The organism is Pseudofrankia saprophytica, assembly GCF_000235425.2.
Taxonomy (GTDB): Bacteria; Actinomycetota; Actinomycetes; order Frankiales; family Frankiaceae; genus Pseudofrankia; species Pseudofrankia saprophytica.
In genome coordinates this window covers 5,552,245-5,571,481 of sequence record NZ_KI912266.1, presented here as the reverse complement: position 1 = coordinate 5,571,481, position 19,237 = coordinate 5,552,245, and the positions used below count along the sequence as shown (strand labels likewise).

At 72.5% G+C, this 19,237-nt stretch carries 17 protein-coding genes; 5 read left to right on the top strand and 12 right to left on the bottom strand.

The genetic code is table 11. The annotated features are described in order from the left end of the window. Together FRCN3DRAFT_RS45850 and FRCN3DRAFT_RS0223515 are read left to right on the top strand one after the other, a co-directional pair. Positions 1-864 (top strand): acyl-CoA dehydrogenase family protein (locus tag FRCN3DRAFT_RS45850; RefSeq protein ID WP_007511161.1); only part of this gene is annotated, 864 nt, incomplete at its 5' end. A gap of 15 nt (positions 865-879) precedes the next feature. Next, entirely contained in the window at positions 880-2,220 is a 1,341-nt protein-coding gene (locus FRCN3DRAFT_RS0223515) for an acyl-CoA dehydrogenase family protein (protein ID WP_007511163.1), read from the top strand. Between the two features lie 87 nt (positions 2,221-2,307). On the opposite strand, the gene FRCN3DRAFT_RS0223510 is transcribed toward FRCN3DRAFT_RS0223515, so the two are convergent. Both FRCN3DRAFT_RS0223510 and FRCN3DRAFT_RS0223505 read right to left on the bottom strand, forming a co-directional pair. Continuing rightward, entirely contained in the window at positions 2,308-3,087 is a 780-nt protein-coding gene (locus FRCN3DRAFT_RS0223510) for an SDR family oxidoreductase (RefSeq protein WP_007511165.1), read from the bottom strand. 40 nt (positions 3,088-3,127) lie between these two features. Continuing rightward, a complete protein-coding gene (locus FRCN3DRAFT_RS0223505) occupies positions 3,128-3,544 on the bottom strand; it encodes a VOC family protein (protein WP_007511167.1) in 417 nt (138 codons plus the stop codon). Between the two features lie 136 nt (positions 3,545-3,680). Between FRCN3DRAFT_RS0223505 and FRCN3DRAFT_RS0223500 the strand changes: the two genes are divergently transcribed. From FRCN3DRAFT_RS0223500 to FRCN3DRAFT_RS0223490, 3 genes are all read left to right on the top strand, one after another. Further along, the gene (locus FRCN3DRAFT_RS0223500) at positions 3,681-4,739 is read left to right on the top strand and encodes an NAD(P)H-dependent amine dehydrogenase family protein (RefSeq protein ID WP_007511169.1); all 1,059 of its coding nucleotides are present in this window, start codon (positions 3,681-3,683) and stop codon (positions 4,737-4,739) included. Between the two features lie 75 nt (positions 4,740-4,814). After that, positions 4,815-5,915 carry an NAD(P)-dependent alcohol dehydrogenase gene (locus FRCN3DRAFT_RS0223495; RefSeq protein ID WP_007511171.1) on the top strand — a complete coding sequence of 367 codons (1,101 nt, stop codon included), beginning with the start codon at positions 4,815-4,817 and terminating at the stop codon, positions 5,913-5,915. 49 nt (positions 5,916-5,964) lie between these two features. Continuing rightward, positions 5,965-7,416, top strand: coding sequence for an aldehyde dehydrogenase (locus tag FRCN3DRAFT_RS0223490; RefSeq protein ID WP_007511173.1), 1,452 nt, complete (start codon positions 5,965-5,967; stop codon positions 7,414-7,416). 9 nt (positions 7,417-7,425) lie between these two features. Here the strand turns inward: FRCN3DRAFT_RS0223490 and FRCN3DRAFT_RS45845 are convergent, their stop codons facing one another. The 10 genes from FRCN3DRAFT_RS45845 to FRCN3DRAFT_RS0223440 all read right to left on the bottom strand — a co-directional run bounded on the left by FRCN3DRAFT_RS45845 (position 7,426) and on the right by FRCN3DRAFT_RS0223440 (position 19,123). After that, complete coding sequence (locus FRCN3DRAFT_RS45845; protein ID WP_007511175.1) at positions 7,426-9,138, bottom strand: class I adenylate-forming enzyme family protein; 1,713 nt, start codon at positions 9,136-9,138, stop codon at positions 7,426-7,428. Then, positions 9,138-9,992: an SDR family NAD(P)-dependent oxidoreductase gene (locus FRCN3DRAFT_RS0223480; protein ID WP_007511177.1), complete on the bottom strand. Its 855-nt coding sequence runs from the start codon at positions 9,990-9,992 to the stop codon at positions 9,138-9,140. Before FRCN3DRAFT_RS0223480 ends, FRCN3DRAFT_RS45845 begins: the two co-directional genes overlap by 1 nt. After that, on the bottom strand, positions 9,989-11,011 hold the full coding sequence (locus FRCN3DRAFT_RS0223475) for an NAD(P)H-dependent amine dehydrogenase family protein (protein WP_007511178.1): 1,023 nt from the start codon (positions 11,009-11,011) through the stop codon (positions 9,989-9,991). The genes FRCN3DRAFT_RS0223480 and FRCN3DRAFT_RS0223475 overlap by 4 nt, the downstream gene beginning before the upstream one ends. Beyond that, complete coding sequence (locus tag FRCN3DRAFT_RS0223470) at positions 11,008-11,877, bottom strand: SDR family NAD(P)-dependent oxidoreductase (protein WP_007511179.1); 870 nt, start codon at positions 11,875-11,877, stop codon at positions 11,008-11,010. The genes FRCN3DRAFT_RS0223475 and FRCN3DRAFT_RS0223470 overlap by 4 nt, the downstream gene beginning before the upstream one ends. 128 nt (positions 11,878-12,005) lie before the next feature. Next, positions 12,006-13,196: a cytochrome P450 gene (locus FRCN3DRAFT_RS0223465; protein WP_007511180.1), complete on the bottom strand. Its 1,191-nt coding sequence runs from the start codon at positions 13,194-13,196 to the stop codon at positions 12,006-12,008. Continuing rightward, positions 13,193-14,026, bottom strand: a complete 834-nt coding sequence (locus tag FRCN3DRAFT_RS0223460; RefSeq protein WP_007511181.1) for an amidohydrolase family protein — start codon at positions 14,024-14,026, stop codon at positions 13,193-13,195. Before FRCN3DRAFT_RS0223460 ends, FRCN3DRAFT_RS0223465 begins: the two co-directional genes overlap by 4 nt. A 158-nt stretch (positions 14,027-14,184) precedes the next feature. Continuing rightward, the gene (locus FRCN3DRAFT_RS0223455) at positions 14,185-14,748 is read right to left on the bottom strand and encodes a cupin domain-containing protein (protein WP_007511182.1); all 564 of its coding nucleotides are present in this window, start codon (positions 14,746-14,748) and stop codon (positions 14,185-14,187) included. Positions 14,749-14,902: 154 nt separating this feature from the next. Beyond that, complete coding sequence (locus tag FRCN3DRAFT_RS0223450; protein ID WP_007511183.1) at positions 14,903-16,618, bottom strand: class I adenylate-forming enzyme family protein; 1,716 nt, start codon at positions 16,616-16,618, stop codon at positions 14,903-14,905. An 85-nt stretch (positions 16,619-16,703) separates the two neighbouring features. Next, positions 16,704-17,984: an acyl-CoA dehydrogenase family protein gene (locus FRCN3DRAFT_RS0223445; RefSeq protein ID WP_007511184.1), complete on the bottom strand. Its 1,281-nt coding sequence runs from the start codon at positions 17,982-17,984 to the stop codon at positions 16,704-16,706. Beyond that, positions 17,981-19,123, bottom strand: a complete 1,143-nt coding sequence (locus FRCN3DRAFT_RS0223440; protein ID WP_007511185.1) for an acyl-CoA dehydrogenase family protein — start codon at positions 19,121-19,123, stop codon at positions 17,981-17,983. The genes FRCN3DRAFT_RS0223445 and FRCN3DRAFT_RS0223440 overlap by 4 nt, the downstream gene beginning before the upstream one ends. Between the last annotated feature and the right edge of the window lie 114 nt (positions 19,124-19,237).

The window sequence follows — 19,237 nt, the reverse complement described above, 5'->3', positions numbered from 1 at the left end:
ACGACGGCGGCGCTGTCGCGGCCCGCGCCGGTCGGCCGCCCGGCCGCGGCCGGGGCGGTGTCGGCGACGGAGGCCGCCGATGGCTGGCGGCTGTCCGGGCAGGCGACGTTCGTGGAGGACGCCGGCCCGGGCGGCTGGTATCTCGTCACCGCCGCGGCCGGCGACGGCGCCGGGATCGACGGGTACGACGGCGGCGCGGGGCTCGGGCAGTTCCTGCTGCCCGCGGACGCTCCCGGCCTGCGGGTGGTGCCGCTGGAGTCGCTGGACCTCCCCCGCCGGTTCGTCCGCCTGGAGCTCGACGGCGTCGCGGTCGGGTCATCCGGCGAGCTGCGGGCGCCGGCCGGCGGGGTGGCCGCGCTGGTGGCCCGGCAGCTCGCCCTCGCCTGCGTCCTGACCACGGCCGAGTCGGTCGGCGCGATGGACCGCGAGCTGGCGATGACCGTCCAGTACGCGAAGGACCGGATCGCGTTCGGCCGCCCGATCGGCTCGTTCCAGGCCCTGAAACACGCGCTGGCGGACACCAGCCTGGCGCTGGAGATGAGCAAGGCGATCACGACGGCCGCGGCGCGGCGCCTCGGCGAGGCAGGCGGCATGGACGGGCCGGGCGGGCAGGACGCGCCCGCGCCGTCGGAGGGCCCGGCCGGCTCGGACGGGTACGGGCTGGAGGCGGCGAGCATGGCGAAGGCGTTCGTCGGGGACAGCGGCGTCGACCTCGCCCAGAGCTGCTTCCAGGTCTTCGGCGGGATCGGCTTCACCTGGGAGCACGACCAGCATCTGTACCTGCGCCGCCTGACGACGGACGCGGCGTTCTTCGGCGACCCGAGCTGGCATCGGGAGCGCCTGTGCCAGCTGTCCGGGATCTAGGCGGGGGTGCGAGCGATGACGGACGAGGCGGCGGGCGACGTGAGAACGAACGACGTGACGGGCGGCGCGGGGACGGGCGGCGCGGGCACGGGTGCGGTGGGGACTGGTGGCGTGATCGGGCTCGACGAGTTCCGGGCCGAGGTGCGGGCGTGGCTGGCCGCGAACCTGCGGCGGCGGCCGGTGGGGGTTCAGGACGGCGGTGAGGCGCGCACCGACGGGCAGGTCGCCGCCGCCAGGCCGCTGCAGCGCAAGCTGTTCGACGCCGGGTACGCGGGCATCTCGTTCCCGCGGGAGTACGGCGGCCGAGGGCTCGGCGCCGAGCACGAGCGGGTGTTCCGGGAGGAGTCGCGGGACTTCGTCACCCCGCACTTCGGCGGCGCGGGCCACGTCACGTTCACCGCGATCGCCCGGTCGATGCTCGCGCACGCGTCGCCGGAGTTCCTGAGCCGGCACATCCCGCCGATCCTGGCGGGGGAGCGGTTGTGGTGCCAGTTCTACTCCGAGCCCGAGGCCGGTTCCGACCTGGCCGGCATCCGGACCACGGCGCGCCGCGAGGGCGACCGGTGGGTGCTGAACGGGTCGAAGATCTGGAGCACGGGCGCGCACCAGGCCGACTACGCGATGTGCCTGGCGCGCACGGACTGGGACGTGCCGAAGCACCGCGGCCTGACCTGGTTCGCCGTCCCCACCGACGCCACGGGCGTCACGGTGCGCCCGATCCGGCAGATCAACGGGGCGTCCGGGTTCTGCGAGGCCTTCCTCGACGACGTCGTCGTGTCCGACGAGGACGTCATCGGCGAGATCAACCAGGGCTGGTCGGTAGCGCAGACCATGCTGGTCCACGAGCGCGGCGCCGGGAGCTTCGGCCCGGCCCGGGCGGAGCCCCGCGACCTGGCCCCCGACCTCGTCGAGCTCGCCCGCCGCGCCGGCCGGATCGAGGACCCGGTCGCCCGGCAGGCCATCGCGCGTGCCCACATCAACGACTTCGCCCAATATCATCTCGGCCTGCGGATCGGCGCCCAGCTGCGCGGCTCGGCGGCGCCCCAGCCGGCGGTGGCCGCGTACGGCAAGCTGGCCGCCGGCGTCCTGTCCCCGATCCGGGCGCGGATCACGGTCGAGGTCGGCGGGGCGGAGGCGCTGCTGTGGCCGCAGGGCGCGGACGAGTCGGCGACGGCGCCCGCGACCACCTACCTGAACGGCCGGATGGTCTCCATCGCCGCCGGCACGAACGAGGTGCAGCGCAACGGCATCGGCGAGCGGGTCCTGGGGCTGCCCCGGGAGCCGAGCTTCGACGCGCGCAAGCCGTTCCGGGACGTCGTGCGGGACGCCCGCACCTGGGACGGCCGGATCGGCTGAAGGCTTGCCGTTCCGGTGGGCCACGCCGGGGTCCACCGGAACGGCGAGGTCAGGACCGCGGGCTGACCGGCGGGCTGGCGCCCACGGTCAGGTCGTCCACTGACCGCCGTTGACGCTCAGGTGCTGCCCGGTGACGGCGGCGGCCAGGTCCGAGCACAGGAACAGCACGGCGCCGGCGCACTCGTCGGGTGTCGGTATGTGCCGCAGCGGCAGCGTGGCGCCCCGCCGGTCGAGCCATTCCTCGACGGTGATGCCCTCGGCCGCCGACTGGTGCTCGGCCGCGTGCAGGATGTTGTCGCCGAGCACGCCGCCGAGGAACACGCCGTTGACCCGGACGCCCCACTGCCCGGCCTCGACCGCCAGGGTGCGGGCGACGGCGGCGAGCGCCGCCTTGGAAGCGGTGTAGGCCCCGAGGCTGGGCGGGTTCGACAGCACCGCGCCGGTGTTCACCAGGACGATCGCTCCGCCGCCGCGCGCGCGGATCGCCGGGAGCGTGGCCTGGACGAGGTACAGGGTCCCGTAGAGGTTGACGTCGAAGACCGTCCGCCAGCTCTCGGGGTCGGCGTCGGCGACGGAGGCCCAGTCACCCTCGTGGTGGGCGTTCTGGACCAGGAAGTCGACGCCGCCGAAGCGTTCCACCGCGGCCTCGACGAGGGCGGTGCAGGAGGGCCGGTCGGTGATGTCGGTCGGCACCACCAGCGGTTCGCGGCCGGCCTGGCGTATCTCGTCGGCCACCGCCTCGAGGCGGGCGCGCTGCCGGGCGGCGAGGACGACGTCGACGCCGCGGCGGGCGAAACCCAGCGCGATGCTGCGGCCCATGCCCGGGCCGATGCCAGTGACGATCGCGACCTGGTTGTCCTCGAACATCGATCCTCCGTATCACCCGCTCGGCGACCGGCCCGGTCGGTCAGTCGGGCAGGTTCGTCGCGAGCAGGGTCACCGCCATGCCGCACACCGGCTCGAGGTCGGCCTCGTCGATGACCGCGTCACCCGTTTCCCGGTGCTGCTGGTAGCGGACCTGGGCGCCGTGCCGGGCGGCGATCGAGATCGGGCCTTCGATGTCGGCCGTGCGGACGACCACCGAGTAGACGGTCTCCCCGCGCTCCTCGAGGAACGCCCAGAAGCGGGCCGTCTCCGTGCCCACCGGCTCGGTGGGCGAGATGATCTCGATGCCGGCCGACCAGTCGAGCAGGACCCGGATCCCCTCCTCGGCCAGCGGCATCTCCTGGAAGGTCATCCCAAGACCGCGCCAGAAGTCGGCTGCCCGTTCATGGTTCTCGGGCCGGACGCAGTAGACGACATGGTGGAGTTTGACGCTCGTCACACCAGAATCATATAGACCTATAGGTGGTCCGTGTCGAGGCGTCGCGGACGGGTTCCGACTCGCGGACGGCGGGCCAGGGCGCCGGTGGCGGAGTGCGCGCGGGCGCGTGGAACATCCAGAGACGAGGAGATCGATCATGGCGACCGCACCTCCGTTACGGGTCATCCAGTGGGCGATGGGCAGCATCGGGCAGATCTCGGTCCGGCACATGGTCGACAACCCGGCCTTCGAGGTGGTCGGCTGTTACGTCACGTCGGACGAGAAGGGCGGCAGGGACGTCGGCGAGCTGGCCGGGATCGACCCGGTCGGCGTGCTCGCGACGCGCGACGCCGAGGCGCTGCTGGCGCTGGACGCCGACTGCGTCAACTACGCGCCCCTGTACGTGGACCTCGACGAGATCGCCCGGATCCTGCGCAGCGGCAAGAACCTGGTGACGCCGTCCGGCTTCACCTACCCGGACGCGCTCGACGCCGACGTGCGCGAGCGGCTGGAGGCGGCCTGCCAGGAGGGCGGGGTGTCGCTGTTCGGCTCCGGGATCCACCCCGGGTTCGCCGGTGACCTGCTGCCCCTGACCTTCGCCCGGCTGGCGTCGCGCATCGACGAGCTCGTCGTCCAGGAGGTGGGCGACTTCCGCAACCATCCCTCGGCCGCGATGATGTTCGACGGCCTCGGGTTCGGCCGGGACCCCGACGACCTGTTGGCCGACCCGCCGCGGATGTTCGACACCATGGGCCGGACCTTCAAGGAGTCGATCTACCTGCTGGCCGCGGGCCTGGGCATCGAGGTCGAGGACTACGACTTCGGGTGGGAGCCGGCGGTCGCGGTCCGGGACGTCACCGTGCGGGCCGGCTCGATCAGGAAGGGGCACGTCGCCGGGATGCGCCTTGAGTGGCGCGTCTGGAACGGCGGCAAACCGGTGGTGATCTTCCGGTCCTACTGGCGGATGGACGACACCACCGACCCTGACTGGGGATACGAGAACGCCAAATACGCCCTGTACTTCACCGGCCTGCCCTCGTTCCGGGTGAACTACGAGCCGACGGACCCCGGCCCGGACGGCGACATCGGCTACTGGGGCCGGATCTGGACGGCCATGGCGGCCGTCAACGCGATCCCCACCGTCGTCGCCGCGCCGCCCGGCCTGCGGACCCACCTGGACCTGCCGCTGACCCAGCCACCGCACCTGCACCGCTGACGCGGCTCCCCCGTATTGAAACATCTAGATCTATGCCATACTTTCTGGACACTCGGAGAGCTGGGAGAGCGCGGGATGAAGGCGACTGCGGCGGTGCTGCGGCAGGCGGACGGGCCGTACGTGCTGGAGGAGGTCGAGCTCGATCCGCCGGGGGCGGGCGAGGTGCTCGTCCGCGTCGTGAGCGCGGGCATGTGCCACACCGACATCGTGCCGCGGCAGGAGGGCGCGCCGACGCCGACGCCGATCATCACCGGGCACGAGGGCGCCGGTGTGGTCGAGGCCGTCGGCGCGGGCGTCACGCGGGTGTCGGTCGGCGACCACGTCGTGCTCTCGTTCGACTCGTGCGGCCAGTGCCCGAGCTGCCAGCGGGGCGCGCCGCCGTACTGCGACCTGTTCCTGTTCCGCAACTTCTTCGGGCGGCGCCTGGACGGCACCACCGGAGTCCGGGATGCCGCCGGCGGCGAGATCGCGTCGCGCTGGTTCGGCCAGTCGTCGTTCGCGACCTACTGCGTCGCCGCGGAGCGCTGCGTCGTCGTCGTGGACTCCGACCTGCCACTGGAGAAGCTGGGGCCGCTCGGCTGCGGCATCCTCACCGGCGCGGGCTCGGTGCTCGTCGACCTGAACGTCCGGGCGGGCGCCAGCCTCGCCGTGTTCGGCGCCGGCGCGGTGGGCCTCGCGGCGGTCATGGCGGCGAAGGTCGCCGGCGCGGAGACGATCATCGCGATTGACCTGCACCAGCATCGGTTGGAGCTGGCCACCGAGCTCGGCGCGACCCACGTCCTGGACGGGGCGAGCGCCGACCTCGTCGCCCAGATCCAGGGCCTGACCGGCGGCGGCGCCGACTACACCTTCGACACCACCGGCAACGTCGGGGTCATCACGAACGCGGTCGGCGCGCTGCGGATGGGCGGGCACTGCGGGCTGGTGGGCATCCAGACCGAGCCGGTCACGTTCGACCCGGTCGCGCTGCTGGGCAAGCGGGTGTCCGGAATCCTCGAGGGCGGCGCCGACCCGCAGGTGGTGATCCCCCGGCTGATCGAGCTGTGGCGGGCGGGCAGCTTCCCGTTCGACCGGCTGATCGAGACCTTCCCGCTGGAGGCGATCAACGCCGCGGAGGAGGCCTCGCTGTCCGGCAAGGTGGTCAAGCCCGTCCTGCTCCCGTCGGCGGGTTCCTGACGTCACCGGCGCGGTTTTCCCATGGATCTGCTTTCCCGGAGGTGACGGCATGACCACCGTGATCGAGCGCGACCAGCTGTTCGTAGGCGGCCGTTGGCAGGACCCGGCCTCGGCCGAACGCATCGAGGTCCGTTCGCCGCACGACCAGCGCCTGGTGGCCACCGTGCCGCTGGCGGGCGCGGCGGACGCCGACGCGGCGGTCAGCGCGGCGCGGGCGGCGCTGGACGGCGGCGACTGGGCGGCCACCACCGGCAAGGACCGCGCCGAGGTGATCCGCAGGGTGTCGGCCGGGCTGCAGGCCCGCGCCGAGGAGCTGGCCGGGGTGATCACCGACGAGATGGGCTCGCCGGCGAAGTTCTCCCTGTTCGGGCAGGCGATCGCGCCCGCGATGGTCCTCGACGGCTACGCCGAGCTGGCCGAGCGGTTTCCCTTCGAACAGCGGCGGGCCGGCCTGATGGGGCCCTGCCTGATCCAGAAGGTCCCGGTAGGCGTGGCCGCCGGCATCGTGCCGTGGAACGTCCCGGTCTTCCTCGCCTGCATGAAGCTCGGCGCCGCGCTCGCCGCGGGCGCGCCGATCATCCTCAAGCCGCCCCCCGAGGCGCCGGTCAGCTCGTTCCTGCTCGCCGAGGTGCTTCTCGACGCCGGCCTCCCACCCGGCGCGGTGAGCATCCTGCCCGGTGGCGCGGACCTCGGCCGCTACCTGGTCGCCCACCCGGGCGTCGACAAGGTGTCGTTCACCGGCAGCAGCGCGGCCGGCCGGACCGTCGGCGCCACCTGCGGACAGCTCGTGAAGCGGTGCACGCTCGAACTCGGCGGCAAGTCGGCCGGGATCATCCTCGAGGACGCCGACCTCGCCACGGTCGTCCCGCAGCTGCTGGACTCCGGCCTGCAGAACAACGGCCAGGTCTGCGCGGCGCAGAGCCGCATCCTGGCCCCGGCGGCGCGCTACGACGAGATCGTCGACGCCCTCGCCGACCAGCTGCGCGGCCTGGTCGTCGGCGACCCCCGCGACCCCGGCACCGACGTCGGCCCGGTGGTCTCGGGCCGCCAGCGTGACCGCGTCGAGGGCTACCTCGCGGACGGTAAGGCGAGTGGCGCCCGGCTGGTCGTCGGCGGCGGCCGCCCCGCCGGCCTGGACGCCGGCTTCTACGTCGAGCCCACGCTGTTCGCCGACGTCGACAACGCCAGCCGGATCGCCCGCGAGGAGATCTTCGGCCCGGTGGTGACGGTCATCCGGTACCGCGACACCGACGAGGCGGTGGCGATCGCCAACGACTCCGACTACGGGCTGTCGGGCTCGGTGTGGACCGCCGACCTCGACCGCGGCGTCGCGCTGGCCAGCCGGATCCGCACCGGCACCTGCGCGGTCAACTCGGTCGCGATCGTCGAGCCGCGCAGCCCGTTCGGCGGGTTCAAGCAGTCCGGGATCGGCCGCGAGATGGGCCCCGAGGGCGTCGAGGCCTACCTGGAGACCCGCACCGTCGTGCTGCCCTTCGGGTGAGCCGGCGGTTCAGAGGCCCCTGTTCCCGTCATCCCCTCCTTGGGGGGCGGACGGTCGTGTCCCGGTGACCTGGGCGCGGATGACGTGCTTGAGCAGCTTGCCGGTGGCCGTGCGGGGGAGCGGGTCGTGGGCGAGGTGCCAGCGGGTCGGCACCTTGTAGTGCGCGAGGGCGGACCGGCACCAGGCGGCCAGGTCGCCCTCGTCCAGCTTCGCGTCCGGACCGGCGACGACGGCTGCGCAGACCGCGTCGCCGGTCAGGTCGTCGTCGACGGCGAAGACGGCGGCCTCGACCACGTCGGGGTGCGCCTCCAGCCGGTGCTCGACCTCGGTCGGCGTGACGTTCTCGGCGCTGACGAGGATCAGGTCGCGGGCCCGGCTGTCGATGTACAGCAGGCCGTCGACGAGCCGGCCGACGTCACCCATCGCCAGCCAGCCGCCGTCCTTGAGCACCTCGGACGAGGCCTTGGGATCGTTCCAGTAGCCGAGCATGAGGTAGGGGCTGCGGACGTGCACCTCGCCCAGCGTGCCGTCGGGCACCGGCGCGCCGTAGGGGTCGCGCAGCTCGACCTCGGTGGTCACGCTCGCCCGGCCGGTGGAGGCGGGGTGCCGTTCGAGGGCCGGTCCGCTGAGGTTGGCGACGACCGCGACGCTCTCGGTGCTCGCGTAGCCGATGCTGAGGGTCCGGGCCACCCCGGGGAAGGTCTCCCGGATCGAACCCTGGACGGCGGGGCTGACGGGGGCGCCGCCGACGCCCATGTGGCGCAGGCTGGTCGTGTCGAACCGGTCGCGGCCCGGGAAGGCGCAGACCCGGGGGGCCGCGCTGCCCAGCGCGAGCCAGCTGGTGACCCGCTCCCGTTCGATCGTGGCGAGCACGCGCTCGGGGTCGAAGCGTCCCGGCAGCAGGACGCCCGCCGTGCCGGCCGCGGCCGCGCGCAGCACGACGCCGTAGAGCATCGAGGTGTGGAACAGCGGCGAGGTCACGAGCACGACGTCGTCGCGGACGGGCAGGTCGTCGACGGACGCCGGGACCGGCCGGCCCAGGGCGACCATCGCCAGCATCTCGGTGAACCTGTTGACCTGCTCCAGGCCGCACAGCCCCCGGTGCGCGGTGCTGACGGCCTTGGGCCGGCCGGTGGTGCCGCTGGTGAAGATGAGAACCGCCGGGTCGTCCTCGTCGACCGTCACCGGCGCCGGCCGCGCGCCGCGGTGCGCCCGGGCGAGGCCGGGCACCTCGTCGAGGTCCAGCAGTGGGAGCGTGCCCGCGGCCTGCGCCGCCCGGGCCAGCCGCGGCGCGTCGCCGATGACCAGCGCCGGCTCGACCAGCGCCGAGGCGTGGGCGAACTCGTCCGGCGTCCACCAGCTGTTGAAGGCGGCGGGGATCGCGCCGGTCGTCGCGACGGCCCAGAAGGCGACGACCCACTCCCAGCGGTTCGCGGCATAGATCGCGACGCGGTCACCCTGGCGCAGCCCGAACCTGTCCCGCAGAGCGGCGGCCAGGGCGTCGACGTGTGCCAGGTGGGTGGCGAAGCTGAGCCGCACGTCGCCGTCGACGAGATAGGTCCGCTCGCCGAACCCGGCGGTCCGGTCGAGGAGCTCGCGCAGCGACCGGGCGCGGTGGCGGAACACGGGCATCCGGACGCCGCGGACATCCTCGTCGACGACCTCGAAGTACGACCCGGACGCCAGCAACGCCGCCCGTGTGTCGGTGCCGGACTCGGCCATCAGCTGGTCCTCCGTGCCTGGTCCTGGAGCAGTCTTTGGCGTAGGTCGCCGTCCTCCATGAAGACCGGGACGTCGTCCGGCCCGAGGTAGGAGGGGCGGATGGTGGAGCCGCCGTCGACCGTGAGGGTGTGGCCGGTGACGAAGCCGGCGAGGTCGCTGAGCAGGAACATCACGGCACCGGCCAGCTCGCGCGGCGTACCGCGCCGTCGCAGGGCGAGCACGGCGTCGCGGGCCTGGTCGGCGGCGTCGTTGCCGCGGCTGTGCGGGGTGCGGATGGTGCCGGTCGCGACGGCGTTGACGCGGATGCCGCGTGGGCCCCACTCGGCGGCGGTCGTCCTCGTGAGGGAGACGAGCGCGGCCTTGGCCGCGCTGTAGGCGAGGCTGTACGGCGCCGCGAAGAACGCGGCGACCGACGCGATGTGCACGATGCTGCCGCCCCGGCCCGCCGTGGTCATCGCCCGGGCGGCGGCCTGGCTGGTGAGCAGCGCCGAGCGCAGGTTGAGGTCGAGGACCTCGTCGAGGTCGGCGAGCGGGAAGTCGTCGGCTGGCTGCCAGTGCCGGGGCCGCTGGCCGCCGACCACGTGCACCAGCCCGTCGGCCGAGCCGAACGTCGCGACCGCGTCGGCGAACGCGGCGTCGACCTCGTCCTTCACGCGCACGTCCACGACCACGCCGCGGAACGGGCCGTGGACGGCCGCCTCGGCCGCGGCCAGCGCGGCCTTGTCGACGTCGAGGCCGACGACACTGGCCCCGAGCTCGGCGGCCGCCGCGCACACCGCCGTGCCGATGCCGCCGCCCCCGGCGCCCGCGACGACGACAGTGCGGCCGTCGAGCCGCAGCAGGTCCCCGATCATGGCCGGAACTGGCCGGCGGCGCGGACCAGCGGCAGGTCCATCAGGTTCACGATTCCCGGCTGCGCGGCGCACACCAGCGGGATGGCGTTGACGGCGGGCATGGCGGTGGTGACGGTGCCGTCGAGGTGGTCGCCCTGCGGCTCCAGCCGGACCCGGACGCCCGGCACGCCGTCGAGCTCGATCACATAGCCGTGGGTGACCGGCCAGTTCGGCGTCATGTCCTCGCCGAGTTTCCAGACGAAGCTGCACTCGATCAGTGAGCGCCCGTCCTTGTCGCCCGACACAGTGCCCTTGAAGCCGGCGATGCGACCCTTCTTCACGGTCATGTAGCCGAAATCGGTGTCCTGGTTGGCGGTGGCGAACTCGACGCGGAAGCCGACGCCGTCGATCCGCACGCCGAGCGCCCTGGCGAGCACGGGGATCTGGTCCTTGAACGAGCCGCACGACGCCTCGCACGCCTCCCGGGCGGCCGGGTCGTCGGGGTCGAGGTCGAAGCCCTGGGCGCGGAACATCTGCTCGTTGGCGTAGCCGGAGATGTCGAGCGACTCGAGGATCGAGAGGCGCTCGACGCGGCTGCACATGGCGCTCGCGGCGAGGGCGACCATCGGCGCGTGGCCGGGGTAGATGCCCGACGCGTAGAGCGACGAGCCGCCCCGCAGGCAGGCGTCGCGCAGCCGGTGGGTGGCCTGCTCGCCGTAGCCGAAGCCGGCCATCATGTACATCGTCGACACGACGTTGGCGCCGGACTCGAGGATCCGTTCCAGATGGTCGAAGTTCGGCCGGTACGCCATGTAGGAGACGCAGTCGGGCTCGAGGGCAAGGAGCGCGTCGACGTCGTCGGTGGCGGTGACGCCGATCGGGTCGATCCCGCACAGCTCGCCGACGTCGCGGCCGACCTTGTCGGCGGAGTGGGCGTAGCAGCCGACGAGGTCGAGCACCGGATGGTCGACCATGCCGCGTACCGCCGCGCTGCCCGTCTTGCCGGTCGTCCACTGGACGACCCGCAGGCGCCGGCTCACCGGGCGACCCGGTCGGGGCGCCGGGTGGAGGTCTCCTGCAGCGCCCGCCACACCAGCGTCGCCTCGTCCCGGGGCAGCGCGAAGCACCGCTGGGACACGAACGCGTCGTCGGGGTGGGTGTAGGCCACCGGTCCCCGGCCGAGACCGTCATAGGACGCGGTCGCCACCTCTTCGGGGCTGCTGGGCCGCATCAGCCGCGAGCGGGCCCGGTCGAGCGGGTCGTCCGTGTCGACGCGGCCGCACAGCTCGGGGTCCAGCGTCTCCTGGAACGAGTTGTAGTTGGGCGAGGACGTGGCGCCGACGAAGACGTTGACGGCGTCCACGCCGCGGTCGGCCAGCTCGGTCCACAGGGACTCGGTGAGGATCCACTGGAATCCCTTGCCGGCGTTGTAGGTGCTGAAGTTGACCGCACCCTGGGTGCCGCCCATCGAGCTGATCATCACGATGCCGCCCCGGCCGCGCTCGACCAGCCGGCGGCCGAAGTGGTGACACAGGATCACCGGCGTGCGGCAGTTGACGTCGACGGACAGCAGGTGCAGGTCGAGGTCGCCGTCGATGAACCGGCTGTTCGGCCCGACCGCGGCGTTGTAGACGAAGAGGCCGACGTCGAGGTCCTTCGTCGCCTCGGCCACGACCTCACCGATGTCGGGCGACGCCAGGTCGGCCGCGATCGTCCGTACCTCGACGCCGTGCTGGGCGGCGACCTCGGCCGCGGTCGCCTCGAGCTGGTCCTTGCCCCGGGCGAGCAGCACCACGTGTAAGCCCCGCCGGGCGGCCTCGTGCGACAGCGCGGCGCCGATCCCCATCGAAGCGCCGGCCACCACGACCCACGGCCCGTAGCGCGCCCGGAACTCGTCCTCCGCCATCGTGCGCTCCTTCCTCTGAGACGCCATCTCCTTGTTCGAGACGTCATCTCCTTGTTGATAATGTATTCAATACGGGAGATGAAGGCCGGAAGCGTAGGCCGCGATCGCGGCCTACGGCGGCCCGGCCGTCAGACGCGGATGGGCAGGCGCAGCGGGCCGCGGACGGTGCTGGTGTAGAGCATCTCGGTGGCGGCGCGGTCGACCGACCACTGCGGCCACCGCCGCAGCGTCTCCTCCAGGCCGATGCGGCCCTCGCGGCGGGCGAGTGCCGCTCCGAGGCAGAAGTGGATGCCGTAGCCGAAGGTCATGTGCAGGTCGACCTTGCGGTGGACGTCGAGCACGTCGGGGTTCGGGTACTTCCGCTCGTCGCGGCCGGCGGAGCCGGTGATGAGGATGACGCGGGATCCCGCCGGGATCGTCGCGTCCCGCAGGGTGACGTCGTGGTTCGTCCAGCGGGCGTTCACCGGCGACGGCGGCTCGTAGCGAAGGATCTCCTCGATCGCGCCCGGGATCAGCGCGGGGTCGCGTGCCAGTTCGGCCCGCTGGTCGGGGTACTCGTCGAGTACGCTCGCGGCCCAGCCGAGGTGGCGGGCCACGGTCTCGCTGCCGGCGCTGAACAGCAGGATCGCGAAGCTGGCCAGCTCCACGTCCGTGAGCCGGCGCGGCTCGCCCGTCACCTCGTCGGCGACCTCGGCGTTCACCAGATCGGTGAAGACGTCGTCGCGCGGATGCGTGCGCCGGTCGGCGAAGTGCGCCCCGAGGCGCAGCCCGAGCTCGGTCAGCGCGTTCAGCGACACCTCGTTCGCCATGCCGACGCCCTCCTCCATGTGGAAGACGTCGTCGACGATGTGGCGCAGCTCGTCGCGCTCGCTGCCGGGGACGCCGAGCAGGATCGAGATGACCGTCGGCGGGAGGATCGCGGAGAAGTCCTGGACGTAGTCGAAACCGCCGGAGCCGATCCGGGGGTCGAGGAGTTCCGCGCAGATCTCGCGGATGCGCTCCTCCAGCGCCGTCACCCGGCGGACGGTGAACGCGCGCGACACCAGTTTGCGCAGCGTCGTGTGCTTGGGCGGGTCGAGCCAGATCATCATCGCCGTGTCCTGGGGCTCCGGCGCCATCGTCTCGAGGGTGGTGCCGTGGCTCGAGCTGAACGTCTCGGCGTCACGGTGGGCCGCCTCGATGTCCTCGAAGCGGGACAGCGCGTAGAAGTCGAACTGGTCGTTGCGGTACACCGGCGCCTCGTCCCGTAACCGCCGCCAGAGCGGATACGGGTCGTCGCGCAGTTCGGGAGCGATCGGGTCCCAGTACAGATCGGTCATGAGCCGGACTTCTCTCCGAAGAAGAAGGCGTTGGCGTTGGCGTAGAGCCAGTTGTCGCGGACCTCGTCGGTGAGGTCGAGGGCGGCGGCTTCGGTGAGGGTGCGTTTGAAGGACAGGACGGGGTAGTCGGAGGCGAAGATGACCCGGTCCTTGCCGCGGGTGGACATGAAGTGCAGCAGCGAGGCCGGCAGCCGCTTCGGCGACCACGCCGACGTCATCAGCCGCAGGTTCCGGTACTTGATCATCAGGCGGATGGCGGTGTCCCACCAGGGGTCGGCGCCGTGGATCATGCACAGCTTCAGCTCGGGGAAGCGGTAGCAGACCCGGTCGAGGTGGATCGGGTTCTGGGGCTCGGCCGGCAGCGGCGGGCCGGGGATGCCGGTGTTGACGCACAGCGGCAGGTCGAGCTCGCAGCACTTCGTGTAGATCGGGTAGTAGACCGGGTCGGTGGGTGGGTACATGCCGTCGCCCCAGAAACTGGGGCCGACGTTGGTGCACACGACGGGGTAGTCGCGGGCGTAGGACTCCAGGGCACGGACCGCAGGCATGGGGCGCAGCAGGTTGAAGCCGCCGATCGCGAGGGCGAAGCGGTCGGGGCGGGCCTCGGCGAACTGGAACGCCCGCCCGTCGGTCTTCCCGACCTTGGCGATGAGGATCGCCCGCTCGACGCCGTTCGCGTCCATGTCGTCCAGCAGCTCGGGCAGTTCGGGGCTCTTGAAGAAGTCGTCGCCGCCCTTGAAGTAGTCCTCCTTGACGCGGACCATCCAGTCGGGCTGCTTCTTCACATCGCCGAAGTCGACATTTACCAGACAGTCCATGGCGCGGGTCATCGCCGGTCTCCTCTCATCGGTAGGTAAGCCCTCTCCGCCGTCTTTCGGCCCGTATCGCGCTGGCCGTCGAGGCGAGCGGGGAGCCTCACTGTTTTGGTGCCGCGGAGTCGTCTTGGTGTCGCGGAACGCGCGGGGAAGGGCATGGCGCCGGGCAGGCTTCAGGCCTGCGGCTGCGCCGCCCACTGGTCGCGGTTGGCGCGCACCGCCTCCAGGACGCGTCCCCAGCCGGGCAGGCTCTCGGTGATCTTCATGTCGAAGGGGCTGCTGGTGCGGAACTCGAGGATCTCGACGCCGTCCGGGCCCGCCGTGTAGGTGTACGGGCGGTCCGCCGGCTGGAAGAACCCGTCGCCCTCGCCCAGCACGGTCCTGCCCATGCGCAGCTCGCCACGGGTCACGTAGTAGAGGCAGTCGGCGCTGTGGGAATGGCGCGGGAGCACGTAGCCCGGGGCGAACCGTGACCACACCAGGCTGATCCCGCCGGCCTCGGGGTCACCGAACAGCACCTTGACGACCTGGCCACCACCGGACACCCACTCCATGAACTGCTCGGGCGCCTCCGGGGTCATGACCGGCGTCGACATCATCCCGCTCTCGTGCAGCGACGGCGCGTCGGCGATGCGGAAGGTCTCGCGCCGGTGGGCCGCCTCCGTCGCCTCCGCGGTCTGCGTCGCTTCCGCGGTCTCCGTCGTCGCCTGGGCTGTCTGGATCGTTGTCTCGCTCATGTCCGCACCTCATTTCGTTCCTGGCCAGGGTGTCGCCACGGGGCTGTCTGGACGGTGAAGCCTGACGTTCGTTTCCTGCGGGGAGCTGTCCTGGGCCAGGAGGATGAGGACGCCGATCAGTCCTTCGGGGCGGTCGGCGGTGTGACTGCGTCGGCTACCAGGTCCGTTCGGCGGCGGAGGCGGCCACCTGGGCGCGCAGGGCGGTCTTGGCGATCTTCCCGGTGGCGGTCGTCGGAAGCTCGGCCAGGACGACCAGCGCTTCCGGGCACTTGAAGGCGGCGAGGCGGCCGGCCGCGAACTCCCGCAGGCTCGCCAGGGTCGGCCGGGTGCCAGGACGCGGGACCACCACGGCGCAGACCCGCTCGCCCAGCGCCCGGTCGTCGATCCCGACGACCGCGGCCTCCACCACGTCAGGGTGCTCGTGCAGGACAGCCTCGACCTCCGCGCAGTAGACGTTCTCGCCGCCGCGGATGACGACGTCCTTCAGGCGGTCGACGACGTGGACGAAACCCTCGGCGTCGAGGTAGCCGAGGTCGCCCGAGTGGAACCAGCCGTCCTGGAACGAGGCCTTGGTCGCGTCGTCGTCGTTCCAGTAGCCGCGCGCGACCTGCGGCGAGCGGAAGCAGATCTCGCCGACGTCGCCGGGGTCGAGGGGCGTGCCGTCGGCATCGATGACCAAGACGTCGGCGGTCAGGTTGGGTCGCCCGACGCTGTCGGGGTGGGCGACGAACTCGACGCCGACGTTCGTGACCACGGCGGAGGTGGTCTCGGTGAGGCCGTAGCCGTTCAGCAGCGCGACGTCCGCGCCGAACACCTGGGTCGCGAGCGTCACCAGGTCGGGCGGGACCGCGGCGCCGCCGATGGAGAACAGCCGCACGTCCAGCCCCAGCTCGCCGACGCCCGGATGCTCGAGGATCTGGCGGGCGACCGCCGGGACGCCGCCGAGCGCCGTCACCTGCTCGTCGACGGCGAGCCGCGCCCACTGCTGGATGTCCCAGCGGCGCATCAGCACCATCTTGCCGCCGCCGAGCGGACCCCCGACGATGGCCGACACCCCGCCGATGTGGAACAGCGGCGCGGTGGAGATCGTCACCGACTGGCGGGCCGGCGCCGGGCGGCGGCCGGCGATGATGGCCTCCCGCGCGCTGGCGAAGGCCATGTTCCAGAGGTTGGTGATCGTGCCTCGGTTGGTGTTGAGCGCTCCCTTCGGGCGTCCGGTGGTGCCGGACGTGTAGAGGAGCGTCACCGGGTCGTCCCGGTCGAGCTGGGCGAACTCTTCGTCCGGAAGCGGCGTTCCGGCCGTCAGCTCGTCGAAGGCGACGTCGCCGGCGTCCGTGCGCACCCCGACCAGGGCCAGGCCCTCGGGCCGGCCTGCCGAGCGGATCCGCTCGCACCGGTCGTCGTCGGCGAACAGCACCGAGACGCCGGCGTCGCGTAAGGCGTACGTCAGCTCGCCGCCCGCCCACCAGGAGTTCAGCGGCACGACGACCGCCCCGGCCAGGGCGGCCGCCCAGAACCCGACCACGAACTCGGGCAGGTTGCGCATGGCGATCCCGACCCGGTCGCCCGGGCGGACCTCGAACGTCGACCGCAGCTCGCGGGCCACGCTGCGCGCCCGGTCGCGCACGTCGGCGAAGGTGAGCCGCTCGCCCTCGTAGACGACGTTGACGAGCGCCTCGTGCGCCGCGCCGGCCCGGAAGACGTCGACGATGGTGCGCGGCGCGCGGACGTAGTCCCGCAGCGGGATGCCGTCCAGCACGATGTTCTCGACCTCGAACGGGCCTCCTGGGCCGATGAGCGGCGCGAGGCGGGGGTCGTCGCGGTACACCGGCGCGAGGCCGGCGTGGTCCAGGGTGGGTCGCGCCGCCATGGCAGCCTCCGTACGAGGGGCGAAGAGATATAGACGTTTCTATCCGCAAGACCGGCCGTAGCCAAGCCGGGTCGGGGCCACGCGGTCAGTGGGTGCCGCTCGCCTGGGGGCCTCGTGGGACGTCGCGGAAGGCGCCGGCGTCGGCGCGGTGCTCGCGGGGCAGGCCGAGCAGCCGTTCGGCGATGACGTTGCGGGCCATCTCGGTGGTACCGCCGCCGATGCAGGCGGCCTGTCGGATCAGGTAGCCGAGCCCGACCTGGGCGGACGTCTCCTCGTCCGGCGACCAGACCACCCCGGCGTCGCCGTACAGCTCGGTCGCGATCGCGGCGAGGCGGGCGTTCGCCGTGCCACCGAACAGCCTGGTCATCGCGGCGGCGTGATGGGGAAGCCTGCCGGTGGCCATCCCGCGGGTGACGGACTCGACGAGGGCTCGCTGGACCAGGGCGCCCGTACGGGCCTCACCGATGAGGGCTCGGGTGCCGCTGTCGTCGATCGTGCCGAGCCGGCGGGCGGCCTCGATCATGGTGGCGGGCTCGTACGGGCCGTCGCCCCGCCGGTTGCCGCCACCGGTCACGTAGGGGGAGCCGCCGGAGATGGTGCGCTCGTGGTACAGCCAGCGCGTCATGACGTTCCAGCCGGCGTCGACCTCGCCGATCCGGTCGGAGTCGGGGACGACGACGTCGGTGAGGAACTCCTGGCAGAAGTCCTTCGAGCCGTTCACGAGCTCGATCTGACGGATCGCCAGGCCGGGGGCGGACATCGGCAGGCTGAACACGGTCAGGCCGCGGTGCTTCTCGACGTCCCAGTTCGTCCGGGCCAGGCAGAGCGCCCAGTCGCCCCACCAGCCGGAGGTGGTCCAGATCTTCGAGCCGTTGAGGACCCAGCCGTTGCCGTCGCGGGTGGCGGTGGTGACCGCGCCGGCGGCGTCGGACCCGCCGCCGGGCTCGGACAGGAGCTGGACCCAGATCTCCTCGCCGCGCAGCATCGCCGGGACGTGGCGCAGCTTCTGCTGTTCGGTCCCGAACTCCAGCAGGATCGCCATGCACGGGATGAAGGTCGACGCCTGGATCTCCGCCGGGTAGTCGTAGCCCTTGATCTCCCGGTTGAACGCGGCCTGGTGCGCCGGCGTCAGCCCCTGCCCGCCGTACTGCCTGGGCACGCAGATGCCGGCGAACCCGCCGTCGAAGAGCCGGCGCTGCAGCTCGCGGCACGTCGCGGCGCGCGCCAGCACCTCCTCGTCGGTCGGGTGGGTGGCGGCGTAGAGGAAGAAGGTGTCCTTCGCGGGATCGGCCGGCGGGAGGTTCTCGGCCAGCCAGCCGCGGGCGCGCGCCGCGAACGCGTCGACGTCGATCACGGTCTCGCTCATCTCCCACCGTCCACGGTGGCCTCGGTCAGCCGTACGAGTCGTTCGGTGAAGTAGGCCGGCGTTCCGAACAGCTGCGCGTCGACCGTGGCCCGGCGCAGGTAGAGGTGCAGGTCGTGCTCGAAGGTGACGCCGATGCCGCCGTGCAGCTGGACGCAGTCCTGGATCACCTCCGGGCCCGCCCGCCCGACGTGCGCCTTGGCGGCGCTCGCCCAGGTCCGGGCGTCGCGCCCGTCCTCGCCGACGCGCCGCGCGGCCTTCTCGGCGACGGCCGCGCTCGCCTCGAGCTGGGTGCGCAGGTCGGCCATCCGATGCTTGATCTCCTGGTACGACCCGAGCGGGCGGCCGAAGGAGTACCGGTCGCGCGTCCACTGCAGGGTCATGGCGAACGCGCGCTCCATCGCGCCGACGATCTCGCCGGCCTGCAGCACGGCGGTGAGATCGAGCAGCAGCTCGTCGTGGTCGTCGGCGCTGCCGGGTTCGCCCACCCGCGAGGTCGCCGGTACGACAACTGCGCGTAACGTCATGGCGAGATGGCGTCGGGTGAGGTCGAGGCCGCCCAGCGGGGCGGTCTCTACTCCGGGTGCGTCGAACGGGACGAGGTAGTGCGTCCGCGCGGCGTCCTCGTCGGCCGTGGCGGCGACCAGGAGATAGCCCTTCGGCGCTCCGCTCTCGACGCAGGGCACCGTCCCGTCGAGGACGACACCGCCGCCCGAGCGGCTGGCGCGCACCGTCGCGCCGGCGCGCGACCCCGTCCACGGCGCGTGCGCCCAGGCGGCGGTGGCGTCGCCGTCGAGCAGCTCGGCGAGCGGCCCCCCGTGCAGCTCCTTCGATCCCCACCTGCCCAGCGCCGCGGCGACCACGTTCGTCCCGATCAGCGGGCCGGGCGCGGCATGCCGCCCGAACTGGAACGCGACCGCGAGCAGGTCCGCGAGGCCGTTGCCGCTCACCGAGCCACCGCCGGCGGCCTCCGGCACCAACGGGGTCGTCCAGCCAAGCTCCGCGCCCTGCCGCCACAGCGCCGGGTCGAACGTCGAGTCCCGCCGCGACAGCTCACGTATGCGCGCAGGGGGATAGGTGGCGGCGAGGTACTGCTCGGTGGTCGTCTCGAGCAGGTCCTGGTCCGCTGTCTGGGTGAACATCGTCCTCCTGGCGTCCGTCGCGGTGTCCCGGTTCTCCCGACTCTTCGGCCTCCACCCGGCGACCCTGGCTGGAGTATGGCGCCTCAGGTAAATCGCCATACTCCATCTATGAAA